Origin of the sequence: Moritella sp. F3 (assembly GCF_015082335.1) — a bacterium.
Classification (GTDB): domain Bacteria; phylum Pseudomonadota; class Gammaproteobacteria; order Enterobacterales; family Moritellaceae; genus Moritella.
Map to the genome: position 1 here is coordinate 256,008 of NZ_BLRL01000002.1, position 16,909 is coordinate 272,916.

Annotated in this window: 13 protein-coding genes; 5 read left to right on the plus strand and 8 right to left on the minus strand. The window is 40.5% G+C overall.

Annotated features, from left to right (window positions below; genetic code table 11):
* Nucleotides 1-428: 428 nt before the first annotated feature.
* Nucleotides 429-1,769, plus strand: coding sequence for an aromatic amino acid transport family protein (locus JFU56_RS04255; RefSeq protein ID WP_198436044.1), 1,341 nt, complete (start codon nucleotides 429-431; stop codon nucleotides 1,767-1,769).
* An 85-nt stretch (nucleotides 1,770-1,854) separates the two neighbouring features.
* On the opposite strand, the gene JFU56_RS04260 is transcribed toward JFU56_RS04255, so the two are convergent.
* From JFU56_RS04260 to JFU56_RS04270, 3 genes are all read right to left on the minus strand, one after another.
* On the minus strand, nucleotides 1,855-2,091 hold the full coding sequence (locus tag JFU56_RS04260) for a DUF2933 domain-containing protein (RefSeq protein ID WP_242065846.1): 237 nt from the start codon (nucleotides 2,089-2,091) through the stop codon (nucleotides 1,855-1,857).
* 55 nt (nucleotides 2,092-2,146) lie between these two features.
* A complete protein-coding gene (locus JFU56_RS04265) occupies nucleotides 2,147-2,341 on the minus strand; it encodes an SHOCT domain-containing protein (protein WP_198436045.1) in 195 nt (64 codons plus the stop codon).
* A 412-nt stretch (nucleotides 2,342-2,753) separates the two neighbouring features.
* A complete protein-coding gene (locus JFU56_RS04270) occupies nucleotides 2,754-3,086 on the minus strand; it encodes a tRNA-binding protein (protein WP_198436046.1) in 333 nt (110 codons plus the stop codon).
* 130 nt (nucleotides 3,087-3,216) lie between these two features.
* On the opposite strand from JFU56_RS04270, the gene JFU56_RS04275 reads away from it, so the two are divergent.
* Nucleotides 3,217-4,218, plus strand: coding sequence for a substrate-binding domain-containing protein (locus JFU56_RS04275; protein ID WP_198436047.1), 1,002 nt, complete (start codon nucleotides 3,217-3,219; stop codon nucleotides 4,216-4,218).
* Nucleotides 4,219-4,288: 70 nt separating this feature from the next.
* On the opposite strand, the gene JFU56_RS04280 is transcribed toward JFU56_RS04275, so the two are convergent.
* The 5 genes from JFU56_RS04280 to galE all read right to left on the minus strand — a co-directional run bounded on the left by JFU56_RS04280 (nucleotide 4,289) and on the right by galE (nucleotide 11,639).
* The gene (locus JFU56_RS04280; protein WP_198436048.1) at nucleotides 4,289-6,952 is read right to left on the minus strand and encodes an ATP-binding protein; all 2,664 of its coding nucleotides are present in this window, start codon (nucleotides 6,950-6,952) and stop codon (nucleotides 4,289-4,291) included.
* A gap of 171 nt (nucleotides 6,953-7,123) precedes the next feature.
* Nucleotides 7,124-8,224, minus strand: coding sequence for a galactose-1-epimerase (gene galM, locus JFU56_RS04285; RefSeq protein ID WP_242065847.1), 1,101 nt, complete (start codon nucleotides 8,222-8,224; stop codon nucleotides 7,124-7,126).
* Between the two features lie 9 nt (nucleotides 8,225-8,233).
* Entirely contained in the window at nucleotides 8,234-9,394 is a 1,161-nt protein-coding gene (gene galK, locus JFU56_RS04290; RefSeq protein WP_198436415.1) for a galactokinase, read from the minus strand.
* Nucleotides 9,395-9,547: 153 nt separating this feature from the next.
* Nucleotides 9,548-10,624 carry a UDP-glucose--hexose-1-phosphate uridylyltransferase gene (locus tag JFU56_RS04295; protein WP_198436050.1) on the minus strand — a complete coding sequence of 359 codons (1,077 nt, stop codon included), beginning with the start codon at nucleotides 10,622-10,624 and terminating at the stop codon, nucleotides 9,548-9,550.
* Between the two features lie 4 nt (nucleotides 10,625-10,628).
* The gene (gene galE, locus JFU56_RS04300; RefSeq protein ID WP_198436416.1) at nucleotides 10,629-11,639 is read right to left on the minus strand and encodes a UDP-glucose 4-epimerase GalE; all 1,011 of its coding nucleotides are present in this window, start codon (nucleotides 11,637-11,639) and stop codon (nucleotides 10,629-10,631) included.
* Nucleotides 11,640-11,843: 204 nt separating this feature from the next.
* On the opposite strand from galE, the gene ebgR reads away from it, so the two are divergent.
* The 3 genes from ebgR to JFU56_RS04315 all read left to right on the plus strand — a co-directional run bounded on the left by ebgR (nucleotide 11,844) and on the right by JFU56_RS04315 (nucleotide 16,756).
* Nucleotides 11,844-12,839 (plus strand): transcriptional regulator EbgR, encoded by a 996-nt coding sequence (ebgR, locus tag JFU56_RS04305; protein WP_198436051.1) that lies wholly within the window; start codon nucleotides 11,844-11,846, stop codon nucleotides 12,837-12,839.
* Nucleotides 12,840-13,220: 381 nt separating this feature from the next.
* Complete coding sequence (ebgA, locus tag JFU56_RS04310; RefSeq protein WP_242065848.1) at nucleotides 13,221-16,304, plus strand: beta-galactosidase subunit alpha; 3,084 nt, start codon at nucleotides 13,221-13,223, stop codon at nucleotides 16,302-16,304.
* Nucleotides 16,304-16,756: a beta-galactosidase subunit beta gene (locus JFU56_RS04315; RefSeq protein WP_198436052.1), complete on the plus strand. Its 453-nt coding sequence runs from the start codon at nucleotides 16,304-16,306 to the stop codon at nucleotides 16,754-16,756. The genes ebgA and JFU56_RS04315 overlap by 1 nt, the downstream gene beginning before the upstream one ends.
* Nucleotides 16,757-16,909 lie beyond the last annotated feature (153 nt).

The following is a 16,909-nucleotide window of genomic DNA, read 5'->3' on the forward strand; positions in this document are numbered from 1 at the left end:
CTCGAAACAGTTAAAAGTAGCACTCAAATAAAGTTGAGGCCTGTAATCATTAGTGTGATCTGTGTATACAAATCAATTGCTACCAACTTGTTAAAAATGATAAAACTACCCCTTATTGGCTATTATGATGCTTTATCACTTATTATAGGAACAAGTTTAACGCTGCAATAAATGGATTTAGCAGTACAAAACACTAATCAAGGATAAACAAACAGTAATAAGCAGCATCAAAACAATAACAAGTACAATAAACACACAAATAGAAAGGTTGTTAATAAAAAATACGTAAAACATCAAATTATTTTGATAAATACAGGTATTTTTTTAGGTTCGAATCAAAAAAGCGATCTACATCACTTTAAATAAAACTCAAATCATTATCCTATGCAGCAGTTGAGATTGAGTATAAAAAAACAAGTGAGAACGTAATGTCAGAGCAAGCTACTAAAACAGGCGCAGGAAGCACAATGGACGCTGCTAAATGGAACAAAGCAGACACAACATGGGTATTAAGTTTATTCGGTACAGCAGTAGGTGCCGGTGTTTTATTCCTACCTATTAAAGCAGGCTTAGGTGGTTTTTGGCCATTAGTAGTTCTAGCATTGCTTGCAGGTCCTATGACTTGGTTAGCACATAGATCTCTTGCTCGCTTCGTATTATCATCAAAAAATCCTAATTCAGACATCACTGATGTTGTTGAAGAACATTTTGGTAAAGGCGCTGCAAAATTAATTACATTTGCTTACTTCTTTGCTATCTACCCTATCGTACTAATCTACGGTGTTGGTATTACAAATACATTTGAAAGTTTCATTGTTAACCAACTTGATATCTTCACTGAAATCCCACGCCTAGCGGCTGATGGTGCACCGATGCTTAACGAAGCTGGTGTTCAATTAATGGATAAAGTAAGCGGTATCCCACGTTGGTTACTATCTGGTGGTCTAATTTTAGTAATGACTGCGTTGATTCTATTCGGTAAAGACTTAATGCTTAAAGCAACATCAGCATTAGTTTACCCACTAGTATTCATCCTGTTCGGTTTATCTTTATTCTTAATCCCGAGCTGGAACACAACGATGTTAACAGTTGTTCCTGAAGCATCTTCGTTCTTACCTGTTATCTGGTTATCGATTCCACTGATTGTGTTCTCATTCAACCATTCACCAGTAATCAGCCAATTTGCTAAAGCACAACGTGAAACTTACGGTGACAACGCTGTACAAAAAACTGACCTTATCTGTAAACGTGCTGGTCAAATGCTACTTGGTTTCGTAATGCTATTCGTATTCTCTTGTGTGTTATCACTATCACCAGAGCAACTAGCAGAAGCTAAGGCACAAAACATCTCAATCCTGTCTTACCTTGCAAACGTACATGACTCAGTATTAATTCAATACTTTGGTCCTTTCGTAGCATTCGCAGCGATTACGTCTAGCTACTTCGGTCACTACTTAGGTGCTCAAGAAGGTCTAAACGGTCTAGTTAAGCAAGTTGCACCAAAAGCATCAGAGCAGAACATTAATAAATTCTCTATCGTATTCATCGTACTAACTACATGGGCTGTAGCAATTATCAACCCAAGTGTACTAGGTCTTATCGAAACAATTGGCGCACCAATGATTGCAGCTATCTTGTTCCTAATGCCAATGTACGCAATCAAGAAAGTACCTTCGATGCAAAAATATGGTAGCTCTAAAGCAGCAAACATCTTCGTTACTATCTGTGGTCTAATGGCTATCACTTCAGTTATCTACGGCGCATTCTAAACCGTCCCTAACTGAATAAGTTTATAACGAACGAAACCGGCGAGTCACCTCGCCGGTTTTTTTGTATCTGGGTTCTATACATTGGTTAATTCTTATCATATTCAATGTCTTTATTTTGAGTGTCTTTATCTTTTTCTTTCTTACTGTCACACCCCATCATTTTCATCATAAAGAACATCATCACCACACATAAAACCAGCGGTATAAGTAAACTACTACCTATCGCCACAAACGACATATTCCCTACGAAAGCAAAATAGGCTAACGGCAAGCCTAGACACAGAACTAACATCAATTTACACAGTTTATTCATTTTCATCATTTTTCACCTTCTATAGTTTCAATTTTTATCTAACGTCGATATATGGCCTAACTGCCTACAGTTTTTTCTTTATTTCATCTAACTCTTCAACGGTGATATCACCACTAGCGAACCGTCGCTTTGCAATATCAACCGGAGCCTCTACACTCACCTTCTTCTCTAGACCAGAAAATAAAAGATAGAATACTCCCCCCCAAAATATCGCCATTGAAATAGGCATTAACCAATTAAATTCATGAAAACCAAACATATACAACCTCCAAAAGTCTAAATATATTGCAACTTAATTGTTTCCGGTTTGACCTTGAGATATACGATAAGGTTTACCTTAACTGTAAGGTAAACCTTTTTTATTAAATAATTTAAAATTAATTTAATGGCCATAAACGCTTTACCTTCCCGTTAGTGGAAAGGATACAGCGCATAAATATATCTAACGACAGTCACTACTTTTATGCTTTAACGATATAAGCTAAATAGATAAGTCAGTGGGTGGTGTCTAGGTAGGTAGGTAGGTAAATGTGGCTCACTAGATGAATATCAAGGTAAGGACAATGCAGAACATACACCGACGTGTTGTCATAAGCCGGCGGTATAGCTAGCAGCAGATAAGCCAAAATAATATAAAAAATAAACAGAGGGACAATATGCCCCCTGTTCAATTAAACGATCTTTACACCTGCAGACATTAAACGCTCTGGTGCCAGTAATACACTTTCTGATTCATCATCGGTCTCAGCACACAGCAACATACACTCTGACGTTTCGCCACGCATCTTCGCTTTTGCAAGATTACACAATACGACGACTTGCTTACCCAACAATTCTTCCTCTGTGTAATAAGGCACAAGGCTCGTGACTGTTTGTAAGCTCTGCTCACCCACATCAATTTGCACAATATAAAGCTTGTCCGCATTCTCATGACGTTTCACATCGGTAATGTTTCCGACACGCATATCTAATTTTGCAAAATCACCATATGCAATTGTTTCCATTTTCATTTATCCTTAACTTTAGTTTGTGGTAACGTTTACATTATCAATACTGCGTGATTGTTCAAGCAAATAAAGTAAAACATTTACTAAAATATTAACTCGATCAAATTAAAGGATTAAAAGTCTTATTATGGCAACGATCAAAGATGTAGCAAAAGCAGCTGGCGTATCAGTTGCCACAGTTTCCAGAGTCGTCAACAAGTCACCAAAAGCCAGCAAGGCGGCTATCATATCGGTTAAGGCGGCAATGAAAGCCTTAGCTTATCGCCCCAACGCCAATGCTCGAGCGCTGGTAAATAAAAGCACTAACACTATCGGGGTGATGGTTGGCGATGTATCCGATCCGTTTTTTGGCGCCTTAATTAAAGCCGTTGATAATGTCGCGCGTTCACATCAAAAACATTTGCTCATTGGTAATGGCTACCACAATGCCACCACAGAGAAAGAAGCAATTGAATTACTCATTAATAATCGCTGTGATTCGTTAGTCATTCACTCCAAAGCATTAACGGATCAAGCGTTGATCCAATTTGCCGAAGAAGTGCCAGGACTCGTCCTCATCAATCGACATATTCCAGAGATTGCAGAACGCTGCATTGCATTAGATAACCAACAGGGAGCCAACTTAGCCACTCAGCATTTAATCACTCAGGGCCATCAGCACATTGCTTATATTAACTCTTGCCATGATATTGATGACTCTACACATCGTAAAGCTGGTTATCTGCAAGCATTAACCAGCCATGATATTGCGCCACGTCAGGCATATATTACAGAATGTCAACCAACGGATGAAGGCGGCGAAGTGGCTATGACTGAAATTATTGCGCTTAATTTACCGATAACAGCAGTCGTTTGCTACAACGATTATGTCGCCGCAGGGGCATTAACAGCACTTGAAAAGCAGCATATTTCGGTACCGAATGATATATCTTTGATGGGGTTTGATAATGGCCTGATTGCTAAATACCTACACCCTAAACTGACGACTATGCACTATCCAATTCAAACCATGGCAGAACAAGCAGCTGAATTATCTTTAGCGCTCGCCAAAGGCAATAATAGTGACATTAAGGGCAAAGTATTTAAGGCTATATTAGTGGAACGATTATCCGTCGCTAGACGCGCTTAATTTAAACGCACTTGCTGAAACGAAAAGACTGAATGGCGAGCCGAAACAATGAAGCGCTTGGCTCATCATATTAGGTATAAGCGGCAATTTTTTCAAACACGACATCTTTATTAAAAGGTTTTGCCACATAATCATCCATACCTGATTGATAGCATTTTTCAATATCTTCGATAAATACACTGGCGGTTAAGGCAATAATAGGTAACCGCTTTTTAGTTTGCTGTTGCTCCCATTCACGAATCGCACCAGTGGCAGTAAAACCATCCATAACCGGCATCATACAATCCATTAAGACCAGAGAATATTCGATATTACCAGCTTGGATCATCTCTAACGCCTCTTTACCATTATTCGCTAGAGCTACAGCAAAGCCTGCTTTTTTAAGTAATAATGTCGCGACTTTCTGATTAATAAGATTATCTTCGACAACTAAAATTATTTGCTTGGCGCTGTCATCATTCGACCCTGCATAATTAAGTTCATGTTCATGCTCATTCCGTGCATTACTGTCTTCTTTTCCGGTTTTTAGTTTTAGCGCGCTAGTTGATAATGATAAGTGATTTGAATTTGAATTTGTCTTGTATAGTGATTTATCTAGTGCTTTACGCACAACTTTCGCAAAACGTTTTCCTAACAGCGGCATGGTGATCAAGCCATCAAGGCTATGCTTAAAGACCGGATGGTTCAAATCAATATGTTCATTCTGTTGTGTGCAAATAACTAGAGCCGAATTATTATCTAAACCATTCAATTTTTCGATATCAACAAGTGTCACTTCGGCACTATTTTGGCAATAAAGAATCAGCGCATATTGCTTCGCAACAGCCATGAAATGAGTATCTGGCGTTATCACTGTCGGATTGAGTCCCCACTTTAAGCATTCCGATTGCAGTTGCTGTGCATCCTTATTTTGCGCACTGATAATTAAACATGGCGTGCCATTAAAGGTGGTTAACGCAGTATTTTTTGATTCAACAACTGCTACATCAAGTGCAAAATAAAACTTACTGCCAACGCCCTTTTCAGATGCAAGTTTAATCTCACCGCCGAGTAACACCACTAATTGACGGCATATAGCTAACCCAAGTCCGGTGCCACCAAACTGACGCGTGATCGAGCCATCCTCTTGCGTGAAAGGCGCAAATACTTGTTCTAATTTATCTGCACCGATCCCTATACCTGTATCCTGAACTGCAAACAGTAATCGTCCTCTGTCCCTAGTTCGAGGACCATGATCTTGCGATTGACAGACTTGAGGCTCATAACCCACCGATAACGTCACCGATCCCTCTAGGGTAAATTTAACCGCATTAGACATCAGATTCATCAATATTTGATGTAAGCGGTGGGCATCTATCATCACTAACTCAGGTAGTTCTGGTGATAACTCAACTTGTAATAATAACCCTTTCTCAGCAGCTTTACTCTGTACAATGGTGACAGTGTCATACACAACTTCCGCGACATTCGATTCCTGAGCCACCAGCAAAAGATGACCAGATTCTATTTTAGATAGATCTAAAATATCGTTAATCAGTAATAATAGAATTTTCGATGAAGTATCTATGGTTTGTAAATATTCAACCTGCACCGAGGTTAACTCTGTGCTAGCGAGAATATCGGACATACCAATAATGCCATTTAACGGCGTGCGAATTTCATGGGACATATTGGCTAAAAAAGAGGTTTTCGCTTTAGTTGATGATTCCGCTTTTATTTTTTCTATTTCAAGGTATTCGGTCTTCTTATTAAAAGAACCAATCAAATTGGCAATTTCATCTTTATAACGATAATTAATATCGATAATTTCACCGACATCATTTTCATTAATCTGCTTTGATATTCGCGTAATCGGATTTATTACCCAATGATTTATAATGTAATAACCAATAATCACACAGACTAATAGTAACGGTATAATGCCCATCTCAATATTAACAATTTGCGTATAAACATCATCAGCCACGGTATTATGAGAGTTAATAACCTCAAGCTGCCAATTAAAATTATCTAGGCTATTTTTAACAATGTACATCCCTTCTGTTACATTAAATTTATAGTCCGCAATGGCGATGCCTTCGCTGTGAATACGCACACCTAATTGATGCTCTTCGGCATGTGATTCAATGAATCCCACCATACCTTTTAACGAAATATCTATCGTTGCCACACCTGAAAATTGACCATTATTGAAATACGGTTGTGATGCGGTAATCATTTTTTGCTTGGTGAAAGGGTCTACATATACTGCTGACCACGATATTTTACGAACACTATTTTCATGTGCCACTGAGGTATACCAAGGCTCTAGCTGATAAGGTGCCATGGCAGGATTGTTATAATCATCAATGAATTCAACATTACCCTTTTCATCTCGGGAAAAGAATAAACTCGCTAATTTTTTTTCTGGAATTAAAGTGTTGGGTTCAGGCCAGATGCCACCACTGATGATAATGTCATTACTCTGATAAAATACCGAAAAAATCATGTTATCAAGTACATCAATAGGATAACCACTTACCGCAACGCCGACTAACCCATGTAAAGTGGCAACAGAGCGCTCTAAAGGCTCTTCAATTTCATGAGACAGTAATTGAGTTCTTAAATTAAGGTTATTTTCGAGATTATCACGGATAGGTGGTTCGACGACATAATAGGTAATGCTGGCAATTATGCTCATGAGTAAGCAAGCATAAAAGCCCAGTGCAATAATACTTTTTTTCTTTAAAGACATTTAACCACCATAAAAACCAGCTACTAGTTTATTAGTATAAGTAATCTAAGTCCTTTGCCTTAAAAAAGTATTATAACTATGATCTAAGCCACATTAATTGGCGGTAAATACCTTACTACGCATCGCGGTGGTTAACACGGATGCGTAAGATAATAAGCAGGAATAAGAAGATTACACCGTAAACTGATAACTTGTCTGGTGTTGGTAGGTTTCCGCCGGTTGCAGCACAACGTTTGGATGATCCCACTGCAGGTTATTCATTGCATCAGCTACAAACTGGGTTTCTAAAGCAATTCCTGCATAGTCTTGATATTGGCCACCCATACGATCTGGCGTGTCAGCTAACCAGTTTCCAGTATACAGTTGCATGGCCGGTTTGGTGGTAAACACATTCAGCGTAAGCAAGTTATCAGGAGATATCAGTCTGGCTGCTAACGCGCCTTGTAAACAACTTTTAGCTAATATAAAAGCGTGGTCGTAACCTTTTGCTGCTTGCTGGTGTGCATCAAGCATAAAGTCTTGTTCAATACACTTCTCAGTACTGAAATCAAAGTACCCACCCTGCACTTTCTGCCACTCGCCTGTCGGTATCCCCACTTCATTTGTCGGTACAAAAGCATCACTATTTATGCTTAAGCTATGCGTTAGTGCTAATTGACCACTATCCGCGCCTAACAAATTGAAATAGGCATGGTTGGTCAAGTTGATTGGCGTTGCTTGCGTGGTATGTCCGCTATAACTGATCACCACTTCATTATTATCAGTTAGCTGATATTTGACCCTAACCGTTAATTCACCTGGAAAACCCTGATCGCCATCCGGTGAGACTAATGCAAACTCAATGCTATTTTCGTTATTCTTTTCATTATTATTTATATTGAAAGGCTGTTCACGATTATCCGTCGCAACCCAACGGCGTTTATCAAACCCCACAGTGCCACCATGCAAGGTATTACCAGCTTGATTGGTATCAACTTGATATGCAACGCCCGCAATAGAGAACTGGCCTTTGGCGATGCGATTAGCCACGCGACCAACGATTACGCCCATATAACTTTGTTGCAATTGAAAGTCGGCCATATTATTTTGACCAAGCAATACTTCTCGACATCCCCCGTCTACAGGTACTTTACAACTTAGCCATGCAGCGCCAACATCCATCAACACGATACGCATGCCACGCTTATTTTTCAGTTCAAACAACTGAGCAGGGCGACCGTCAAAAGCCGCCTCAGCAGTCATACTCTCGAACAAACTTGATTGCTCAATCATCATCACACCCTATACTGCAGACACTAATCCAGCGCCATTTTGAGCTTGGCACACATAGATAGATTCTTTTAAGCCCGTCGCTGGCTCATACAATTCTTCAACTGCACTGCGAACCGAATCAACTAATACAGGTGGCACTAATGCAACGATGCAACCACCAAAACCACCACCCGTCATGCGCACACCGCCCTCAACGCCGATAACGTTTTTGACAATATTAACTAAGGCATCAACTTCTTTTACCGTGATTTCAAAATCATCACGCATTGACGCATGCGATTCTTCCATCAGCTCAGCCATACGTTTAATGTCACCAGCAGCCAGCACACTTGCCGCTTCAACGGTGCGATCATTTTCGGTGATCACGTGGCGAGCACGTTTTGCGACCATCTCATCCAACTCATGTTCTTTGGCATTGAATGTTTCAATAGAGACATCACGTAATGCTTTTACACCAAAAATACGTGCTGCTTCTTCACATTGCTCACGGCGAGTATTGTATTCAGAATCCACCAACCCACGTTTCTTATTCGAATTGATGATCACTACTGACATGTTTTCAGGCATGGATACGGCTGTTGTTTCAAGGCTACGACAATCAAGTAACATGGCGTGATTTTCATTGCCTTCTGCCGATACCATCTGATCCATAATGCCACAGTTACAACCAACAAATTCATTCTCAGCTTGCTGGCCGTTTAAGGCTACTTCAGCTTGGGTGATATTCAAATGGTATAACTCTTTAAACGTTTGACCGATAACCACTTCAAGTGCTGCAGATGAGCTTAACCCAGCCCCTTGAGGCACATTACCAGTCACCGCAATATCGGCACCTTTAAATTCAAAACCACGTTCAAGCAAACACTTAACCACACCACGAATATAATTCGCCCACATTTTATCGTCTTGAAATTCAATTGGCTGAGTAATATCAAACTCATCCGTTTCATTTTCATAATCAACAGCAACGACACGCACAATATTGTCATCACGTGTTGCTGCTGCTACCACCGTTTGATAGTTGATTGCACAAGGCAATACAAAACCATCGTTATAATCGGTATGTTCGCCAATCAGGTTTACACGACCTGGTGCTTGCACAACATGCGTTGGTGCGTAGTTTAATACTGAGTTAAATGCATTTTTTACGTTTTGAATTAAATTGGTCATCGGTGCCTTCCACGTTTTTTCGGGATCTGAATCTCTCGTCGAGCGCAGTGTCATTACACTGCGCTTACCGAGTCTCATTGCTATCTTTTTTTTATAATAACGGCGTTTTGTCATTATAACTCTCTGCTATTAGTCATCACTTTTTGCCATCAATCATAATTCTTTATAATGTACGTCGCTGACATCACGTAGTTTTTGCGCAGCTTGCTCGGCGGTTAAATCACGCTGGTTTTCACCTAACATTTCATAACCCACCATGAATTTACGTACTGATGCAGAGCGCAGTAATGGCGGGTAAAACAGCGCATGTAATTGCCAATGCTCAATATCCGTGCCTTCTTCAAAGAACGGCGCGTAATGCCAACCCATTGAATAAGGGAATGAGCATTTAAAAAGATTGTCATAACGACACGTTAACTTCTTAATCGCTAACGCTAGGTCATCGCGTTGCTCATCCGTTAATTCGTTCATACGGCGAATATGTGTTTTTGGCAATAACATCGTTTCGAACGGCCATGCAGCCCAATACGGCACGACAGCAAGCCAATGTTCGGTTTCAACAACTGTACGTTCACCGTCTTGTAATTCAGAGCCAACGTAATCAACTAATAAGTTCGAACCATGCTCTTGCTGGTATGCTTTCAGCAGTTTTTCTTTACGTTCAATTTCGTTAGGTAAAAAACTATTTGCCCATACTTGGCCATGTGGATGCGGTTGCGAGCAGCCCATTGCTGCGCCTTTATTCTCGAACGCTTGCACCCACAGATATTCTTTACCTAGTTCTTCAATTTGTTCATTCCAAGTATCGATCACGCCGCGGATCTTTGCCGTAGGCAGTTCTGGTAATGTCTTACTATGATCTGGTGAAAAACAAATAACGCGGCTTAATCCACGCACGCCTTCAGTTTTGAACAACGGATTAGTTGATTTAGGCGCTGCTGGTGAATCAGGCATTAACGCGGCGAAGTCATTACTAAACACATAAGTACCGTCGTAATTTGGATTTTCATCTCCGGAAATACGTTTGTTGGTTGGACATAAAAAACAGTCTTGCTCATACGTCGATAGTTCCGCCGTATCAGGTTCTTCATCTTGACCACTCCACGGGCGCTTTGCTCGGTGAGGTGATACTAAGATCCATTGACCTGTTAACGGATTATAACGACGATGCGGATGATCAATTGGGTTGAATTCTTTGTTACATTCTTCATAAACTTCTTGCGTAGACATAAGCTTAATATCCTTGTGGATTAGTTGACTGCCAGCGCCATGTATCAGCACTCATTTCCATTACATTACGACTGGCTTTCCAACCTAAGTCTTTTTCTGCTTTTGCTGTACTTGCCCAACACTCGGCAATATCACCAGCGCGACGTGGACATACTTGATATGGGATAGGTTGACCAGATGCTTGCGCAAACGCATTCACCATTTCTAATACACTTGAACCTTTGCCTGTACCAAGGTTGTAAATATGTAAACCAGACTTAGCACCCACAGTCGTTAATGCGGCAATGTGTCCATCAGCTAAATCCATCACATGAATATAATCACGAACGCCTGTGCCATCAGGTGTTGGATAGTCATCGCCAAATACCGACAGAGATTCACGACGACCGACGGCAACTTGGGCAATAAACGGCATTAAGTTATTTGGGATCCCTTGTGGATCTTCCCCCATGGTGCCAGACGGATGCGCGCCAACCGGATTGAAGTAACGTAGTAAAGTAATACTCCAATCATTATCGGCAACAAACAGATCTGAATAACATTCTTCAATGATGTATTTACTACGCCCATAAGGATTGGTTGTGGCACCAGTTGGTGAATCTTCAGTAATAGGGACTATCTCAGGATCGCCATACACGGTTGCCGAAGAACTAAATACAATGCTTTTCACATTGGCTTTACGCATTGAACGCACCAGCACTAAAGAGCCGTTTACATTGTTATCGTAGTATTCCAGTGGTTTTTGCACTGACTCACCAACCGCTTTTAATCCTGCAAAATGGATCACCGATGAAATAGCGTGTTCAGTGAAAATACGATCAAGGAAGGCTTCATCACGCACATCTCCTTGGTAGAAAACAGGACGAACCTGCGTTAATGCTTCAATACGATCGAGTACAGCTAATTTACTATTATCTAAGTTATCGATAATGATAGGCTCGATGCCTGCAGCAATCATCTGTACACATGTATGACTACCGATGTAGCCCATCCCGCCTGTTACCAGTACTTTCACAATGAATTCTCCCGCCATGTTGAACACAAAATAGGTAAATCTATAAGATACTTGAGTACCCTACCGATCAAATGTAAACGTTTCCACAAAAACAACCACCAATCAGTAAACATTTTACTAAAAGTGAGATTTAGGTATCAAAATTCCCTTTTTTTCCGTAAAATACCCCCTATAAAGAATAATAATGACTGGGCTGGAGGATGAATGGCAACATTAAAGGAAATCGCCAACGAAGCTAAGGTTTCATTAGCAACTGTGTCGCGCGTATTAAATGAAGATCCGACATTAAGTGTGAAAGAAGAGACCAAACGACGTATTTTTGAAATAGCAGAAAAGCTGGAATACAAAACCAGTTCAACTCGTAAACTTGCTAGTGCATTACCGGCTAAAGCAAAAGAACATCTGCATTTCTTAGCACTGTATAATTACAAACAAGACACCGAGATTAATGATCCTTATTATCTCGCGATCCGTCACGGCATAGAAACGCAATGTGATAAGTTTGATATCGTGCTGACGAACAGCTACGAGAGCAGCCTCGATATTAAGAATCCAAAAATAGATGGCATCTTATTAGTTGGTCGTCAAACTGACGAACAGTTAATCGCGATTAAAAAGATCACTAAGAATATTGTTTATATTGATTATACCGACCACGGCCAGGAATTTGATTCTGTGGATATAGACCTTGTCAGGATCAGTAAGGAAGTTATTAATTTCTTTACTAATCAGGGGTATAGTCGTATTGGTTTTATTGGTGGTCAAGATGACGAAGCAACACCAGATATTCGTGAACAAGTCTTTACTGAATATGGCCAGTTAAAAGGCGTTGTCTCAGAATCTGATTTATACCGCGGTGATTTCTCAAGTTCATCAGGTTATAAGCTGGCTAAGAAGATGCTAGAAACCGATCACCCAAGTGCATTTTTCATCGCCTCAGATTCGATTGCCATTGGTGTATTGCGTGCGATTCATGAACAAGGTTTATCAATACCAGATGATATTGCCTTGATCAGTGTGAATGATATTCCCACGGCTAAATTTACTTTCCCGTCTTTGTCCACCGTACGTATTCATTCAGAACTGATGGGCAGTCAAGGGGTTAACTTATTAATGGAACGTCGCCGTGATCAACGCGTGATCGCCATTAACGCTTACATTCCAAGTAATCTACGTTTACGTGGCACCACTAAAAAGTAAGCTTTAAACACCTAAAAATGACATTAAAGCAGTGTATGACTATGCTGCTACTTCCTTCAAAACGCCTTAAATCGCCATTAAACTCCCCCTTTAATTCTGCCTTTAGTTTTCATTCGACTTGCTCTACCTACTCATCCCGTTATTAACATTTAAATTCACGCATTAACATTTCTAGATCTACATCACATTAGCACCACAACCTTGTTACATAGCAACCTGCCTTTAACGTTATCCAGCTCACAAACCTCACCATCAAATGTGATCAAGTTAAAACTAAAACAACATTTCTATTCGTTTTACTAAAACTTTAGTTAATATCTTTTACCAGAAAGCAGTCCGCTAAAATTTACTCGCATTATTTATTCGACTTGGAGGCTACACGTGAACAATTGGGAAAACTTCTTCCGCCTTAATGAAAACAGAATGGCACCACGTGCTTACTTTTTCTCATATGACTCAGTATCAACAGCAACTACGTTCCAACGTGAATTAAGCAGCCACTACCAGCTATTAAGTGGCCAATGGAACTTTAACTTCTTCACTAACCCGCTGTTAGTACCTGACGAATTCTATGCTCAATACATGAATAACTGGGACAAGATCACTGTTCCAAATATGTGGCAAATGGAAGGCCACGGCGATCTTCAATATACTGATGAAGGTTTCCCATTCCCAATTGATGTACCTTTCGTGCCAAGTGATAATCCAACCGGCGCTTACCAACGTACATTTACACTGGGTGATACCTGGAACGACAAACAAACCATTATCAAATTTGATGGTGTTGAAACTTATTTTGAAGTTTATGTTAATGGTCATTATGTTGGCTTTAGTAAAGGCAGCCGTTTAACAGCTGAGTTCGATATCTCTGCATACGCACAGCAAGGTGAAAACTTATTGTCTGTACGCGTAATGCAATGGGCTGATTCAACTTACATCGAAGATCAAGACATGTGGTGGACTGGCGGTATCTTCCGTGATGTTTATTTAATTGGTAAAGAACAAGTACACGTGCAAGATCTAACAATACGCACAGACTTTGATGAGACTTATCAAAGCGCAACGCTTTCTTGCAAAACAGTAATTGAAAACTTAACTGCAGCTCCAGTGGCTAACTACTCACTTGAATATACTTTATTCGATGGTACTACCGCACTGGCAGCAGGCAATATCGAGTCACTGTGTTTTACTTCGACTCAAGATGTAAACGTTACCATTGATGTTGTCAACCCAACTCACTGGACTGCTGAAAATCCCTATTTATATCAACTTGTGCTGACGTTAAAAGACGATCAAGGTAACGTACTAGAAGTTATTCCTCAGCGTGTTGGTTTCCGCGATATTAAAGTCCGTGATGGTCTGTTCTATATCAATAACAACTACGTGATGCTACACGGTGTTAACCGCCATGATAATGATCATCTAAAAGGTCGTGCAGTGGGCATGGATCGTGTTGAGAAAGACATTATCTTGATGAAGCAACACAACATCAACTCTGTCCGTACCGCGCATTATCCAAATGACCCGCGTTTTTATGAACTGTGTGATGTATACGGTTTATTCGTTATGGGTGAAACAGATGTGGAAACACACGGTTTTGCTAATGTGGATGACTTAAGCCGTATTACCAATGACCCTGCATGGGAACAAGTATTCGTTGAACGTATCGAACGCCACATTCATGCACAGAAAAACCATGCCTCTATTATCATGTGGTCACTCGGCAATGAATCAGGTTATGGCTGTAATATCAAAGCGATGTACGCAGCAGCAAAAGCCATTGATGATACTCGCCTAGTCCATTACGAAGAAGATCGTGATGCTGAAGTGGTTGATATCATCAGTACCATGTATTCACGTGCACAATTAATGAATGCCTTTGGTGAACACCCACATAACAAACCACGCATCATCTGTGAATATGGCCATGCGATGGGTAACGGCCCTGGTGGTTTAACCGAATACCAAAACGTATTCTACAAACATGACTCTATTCAAGGTCACTTTGTTTGGGAATGGTGTGACCACGGTATCCTAGCAAAAGATGAAAACGGCACTGAATTCTTAAAATACGGCGGCGATTACGGTGATTACCCAAATAACTACAACTTCTGTATGGATGGTCTTATTTATTCAGATCAAACACCGGGACCCGGTCTAAAAGAATACAAGCAAGTGATTGCGCCTGTGAAGATCCGCGCTAAAGATACAGCCAAGGGTATTTTCACCGTAGACAACAAACTTTGGTTCTCTAACCTGGATGATTACACCATCACAGCTGAAGTACGCGTTGCTGGTGATACATTACAAAGCACGACACTAAAGGTCGAAGGTTTAGCTGAAAACAGCAGTCGTGATATCGAGATCACATTACCTCAACTCGATGGCCGTGAAGCGTTCATTAACTTCACTGTTCGTAAAGATTCTCGTACTCGTTACAGCGAAGCCAACCATGATATCGCCGTTTACCAGGTACAACTTAAAGAAGATACTCAGCAGTTACCAGCATTCACTAACCGCAACGCGATTGCGTTAGACATTGTTGAATCTCGCTTAGATTATATCGTTAAAGGGCTAAACTTCGCGCTTAACTTCTCTAAAGTGAACGGTAAGCTGAATTCATGGTTAGTTAATGGCGAAGAGCTTATTGCCAGCGCCCCGAAACTGAACTTCTTCAAGCCAATGGTTGATAACCATAAGCAAGAACACGATGGCCTGTGGGAACCTGCTCACTTACACATTATGCAAGAGCACTTCCGTTCAATTAACCTTGAACAAATCGACGGCAAAGCGATTTTCACCGTGACTAGCATTATTGCACCGCCAGTGTTTGATTTTGGTATGCGCTGTACTTACGTGTATGAAATCAATAAAGAAGGTCAGCTAAACATTCAACTATCAGGCGAGAAGTACGGTGATTACCCACATGTGATCCCAGTGCTTGGTCTGGACTTAGGGATTAATAATGACTTCGATCAAGTGCAATATTATGGCCGAGGTCCTGAAGAAAACTACCAAGACAGCCAGCAAGCTAACTTGATTGATGTGTATAAAACTAACGTTGCCGATATGTTTGAGAATTACCCATTTCCACAAAACAACGGTAACCGCCAACACGTACGATGGGCATCATTATCGAATCGCCAAGGCTCTGGTTTATTAGTGAAACCAGCGCAAGAAATCAACTTCAGTGCGTGGTTCTATACCAACCATAATATCCATGAAGCACAACATACGATTGAACTTGAGAAGAGCGGTTACATCACCGTGAATCTTGACCACAAATTAATGGGCTTAGGTTCAAACTCTTGGGGTTCGGAAGTATTAGATTCATACCGTGTGTACATGGAGAAGTTCAACTACGCATTAACGCTAGTGCCTTTTCATCAAGGTGGCTGTAAGCCAAGCGCGTTAGCTAATCACACATTTATGTCAACAAGCCAAACTGCTGACGGAGATAAGTAATGATCATTTTAGACAACCTAGACCACTTCAAATCAGTGTATCGCGATGGGCGTAAATGGAATCGTTGTATTGAAGCTATTGAAAACATCGGCAACCTAAAAGATGGCGTGATGTATTCCATTGGCGATTCATTAGTTTACATGATTGCAGACGGTGTGGCGGCTAACACCGAGCAATTTGAAGGCAACCGTCGTTACTTTGATGTGCACTATTATCTCGAAGGCCGTGAAACTGTCGAAGTCGCAGATAAGGCTGAACTTGAACTAGTACACCCTTACACCGATGAAACTGACCGTGAATACCTGACTGGTCACGGTCAGACAAAACAACTTTGTGAAGGCCAAATGGCTGTATTTGATAATAGCAAAGCGTATCGCTTCCACGGTGATAACCGCGTGCGAAAAGTGGTACTGAAAGTAACTATTGAAGATGGCTACTTTTTGAATAAATAAAGAGCTGAATAAATAGCGACAAAACAGCACTGAATAAATACTAATAATTATAAAAATCAGACCTAACGAAAGACAGGGAAATGTGCTTCAACAATTCATTTTAAAAACGACTTGTTGAAGCCTCCAGCTCCCCCTACACTAAATAGTATAAAG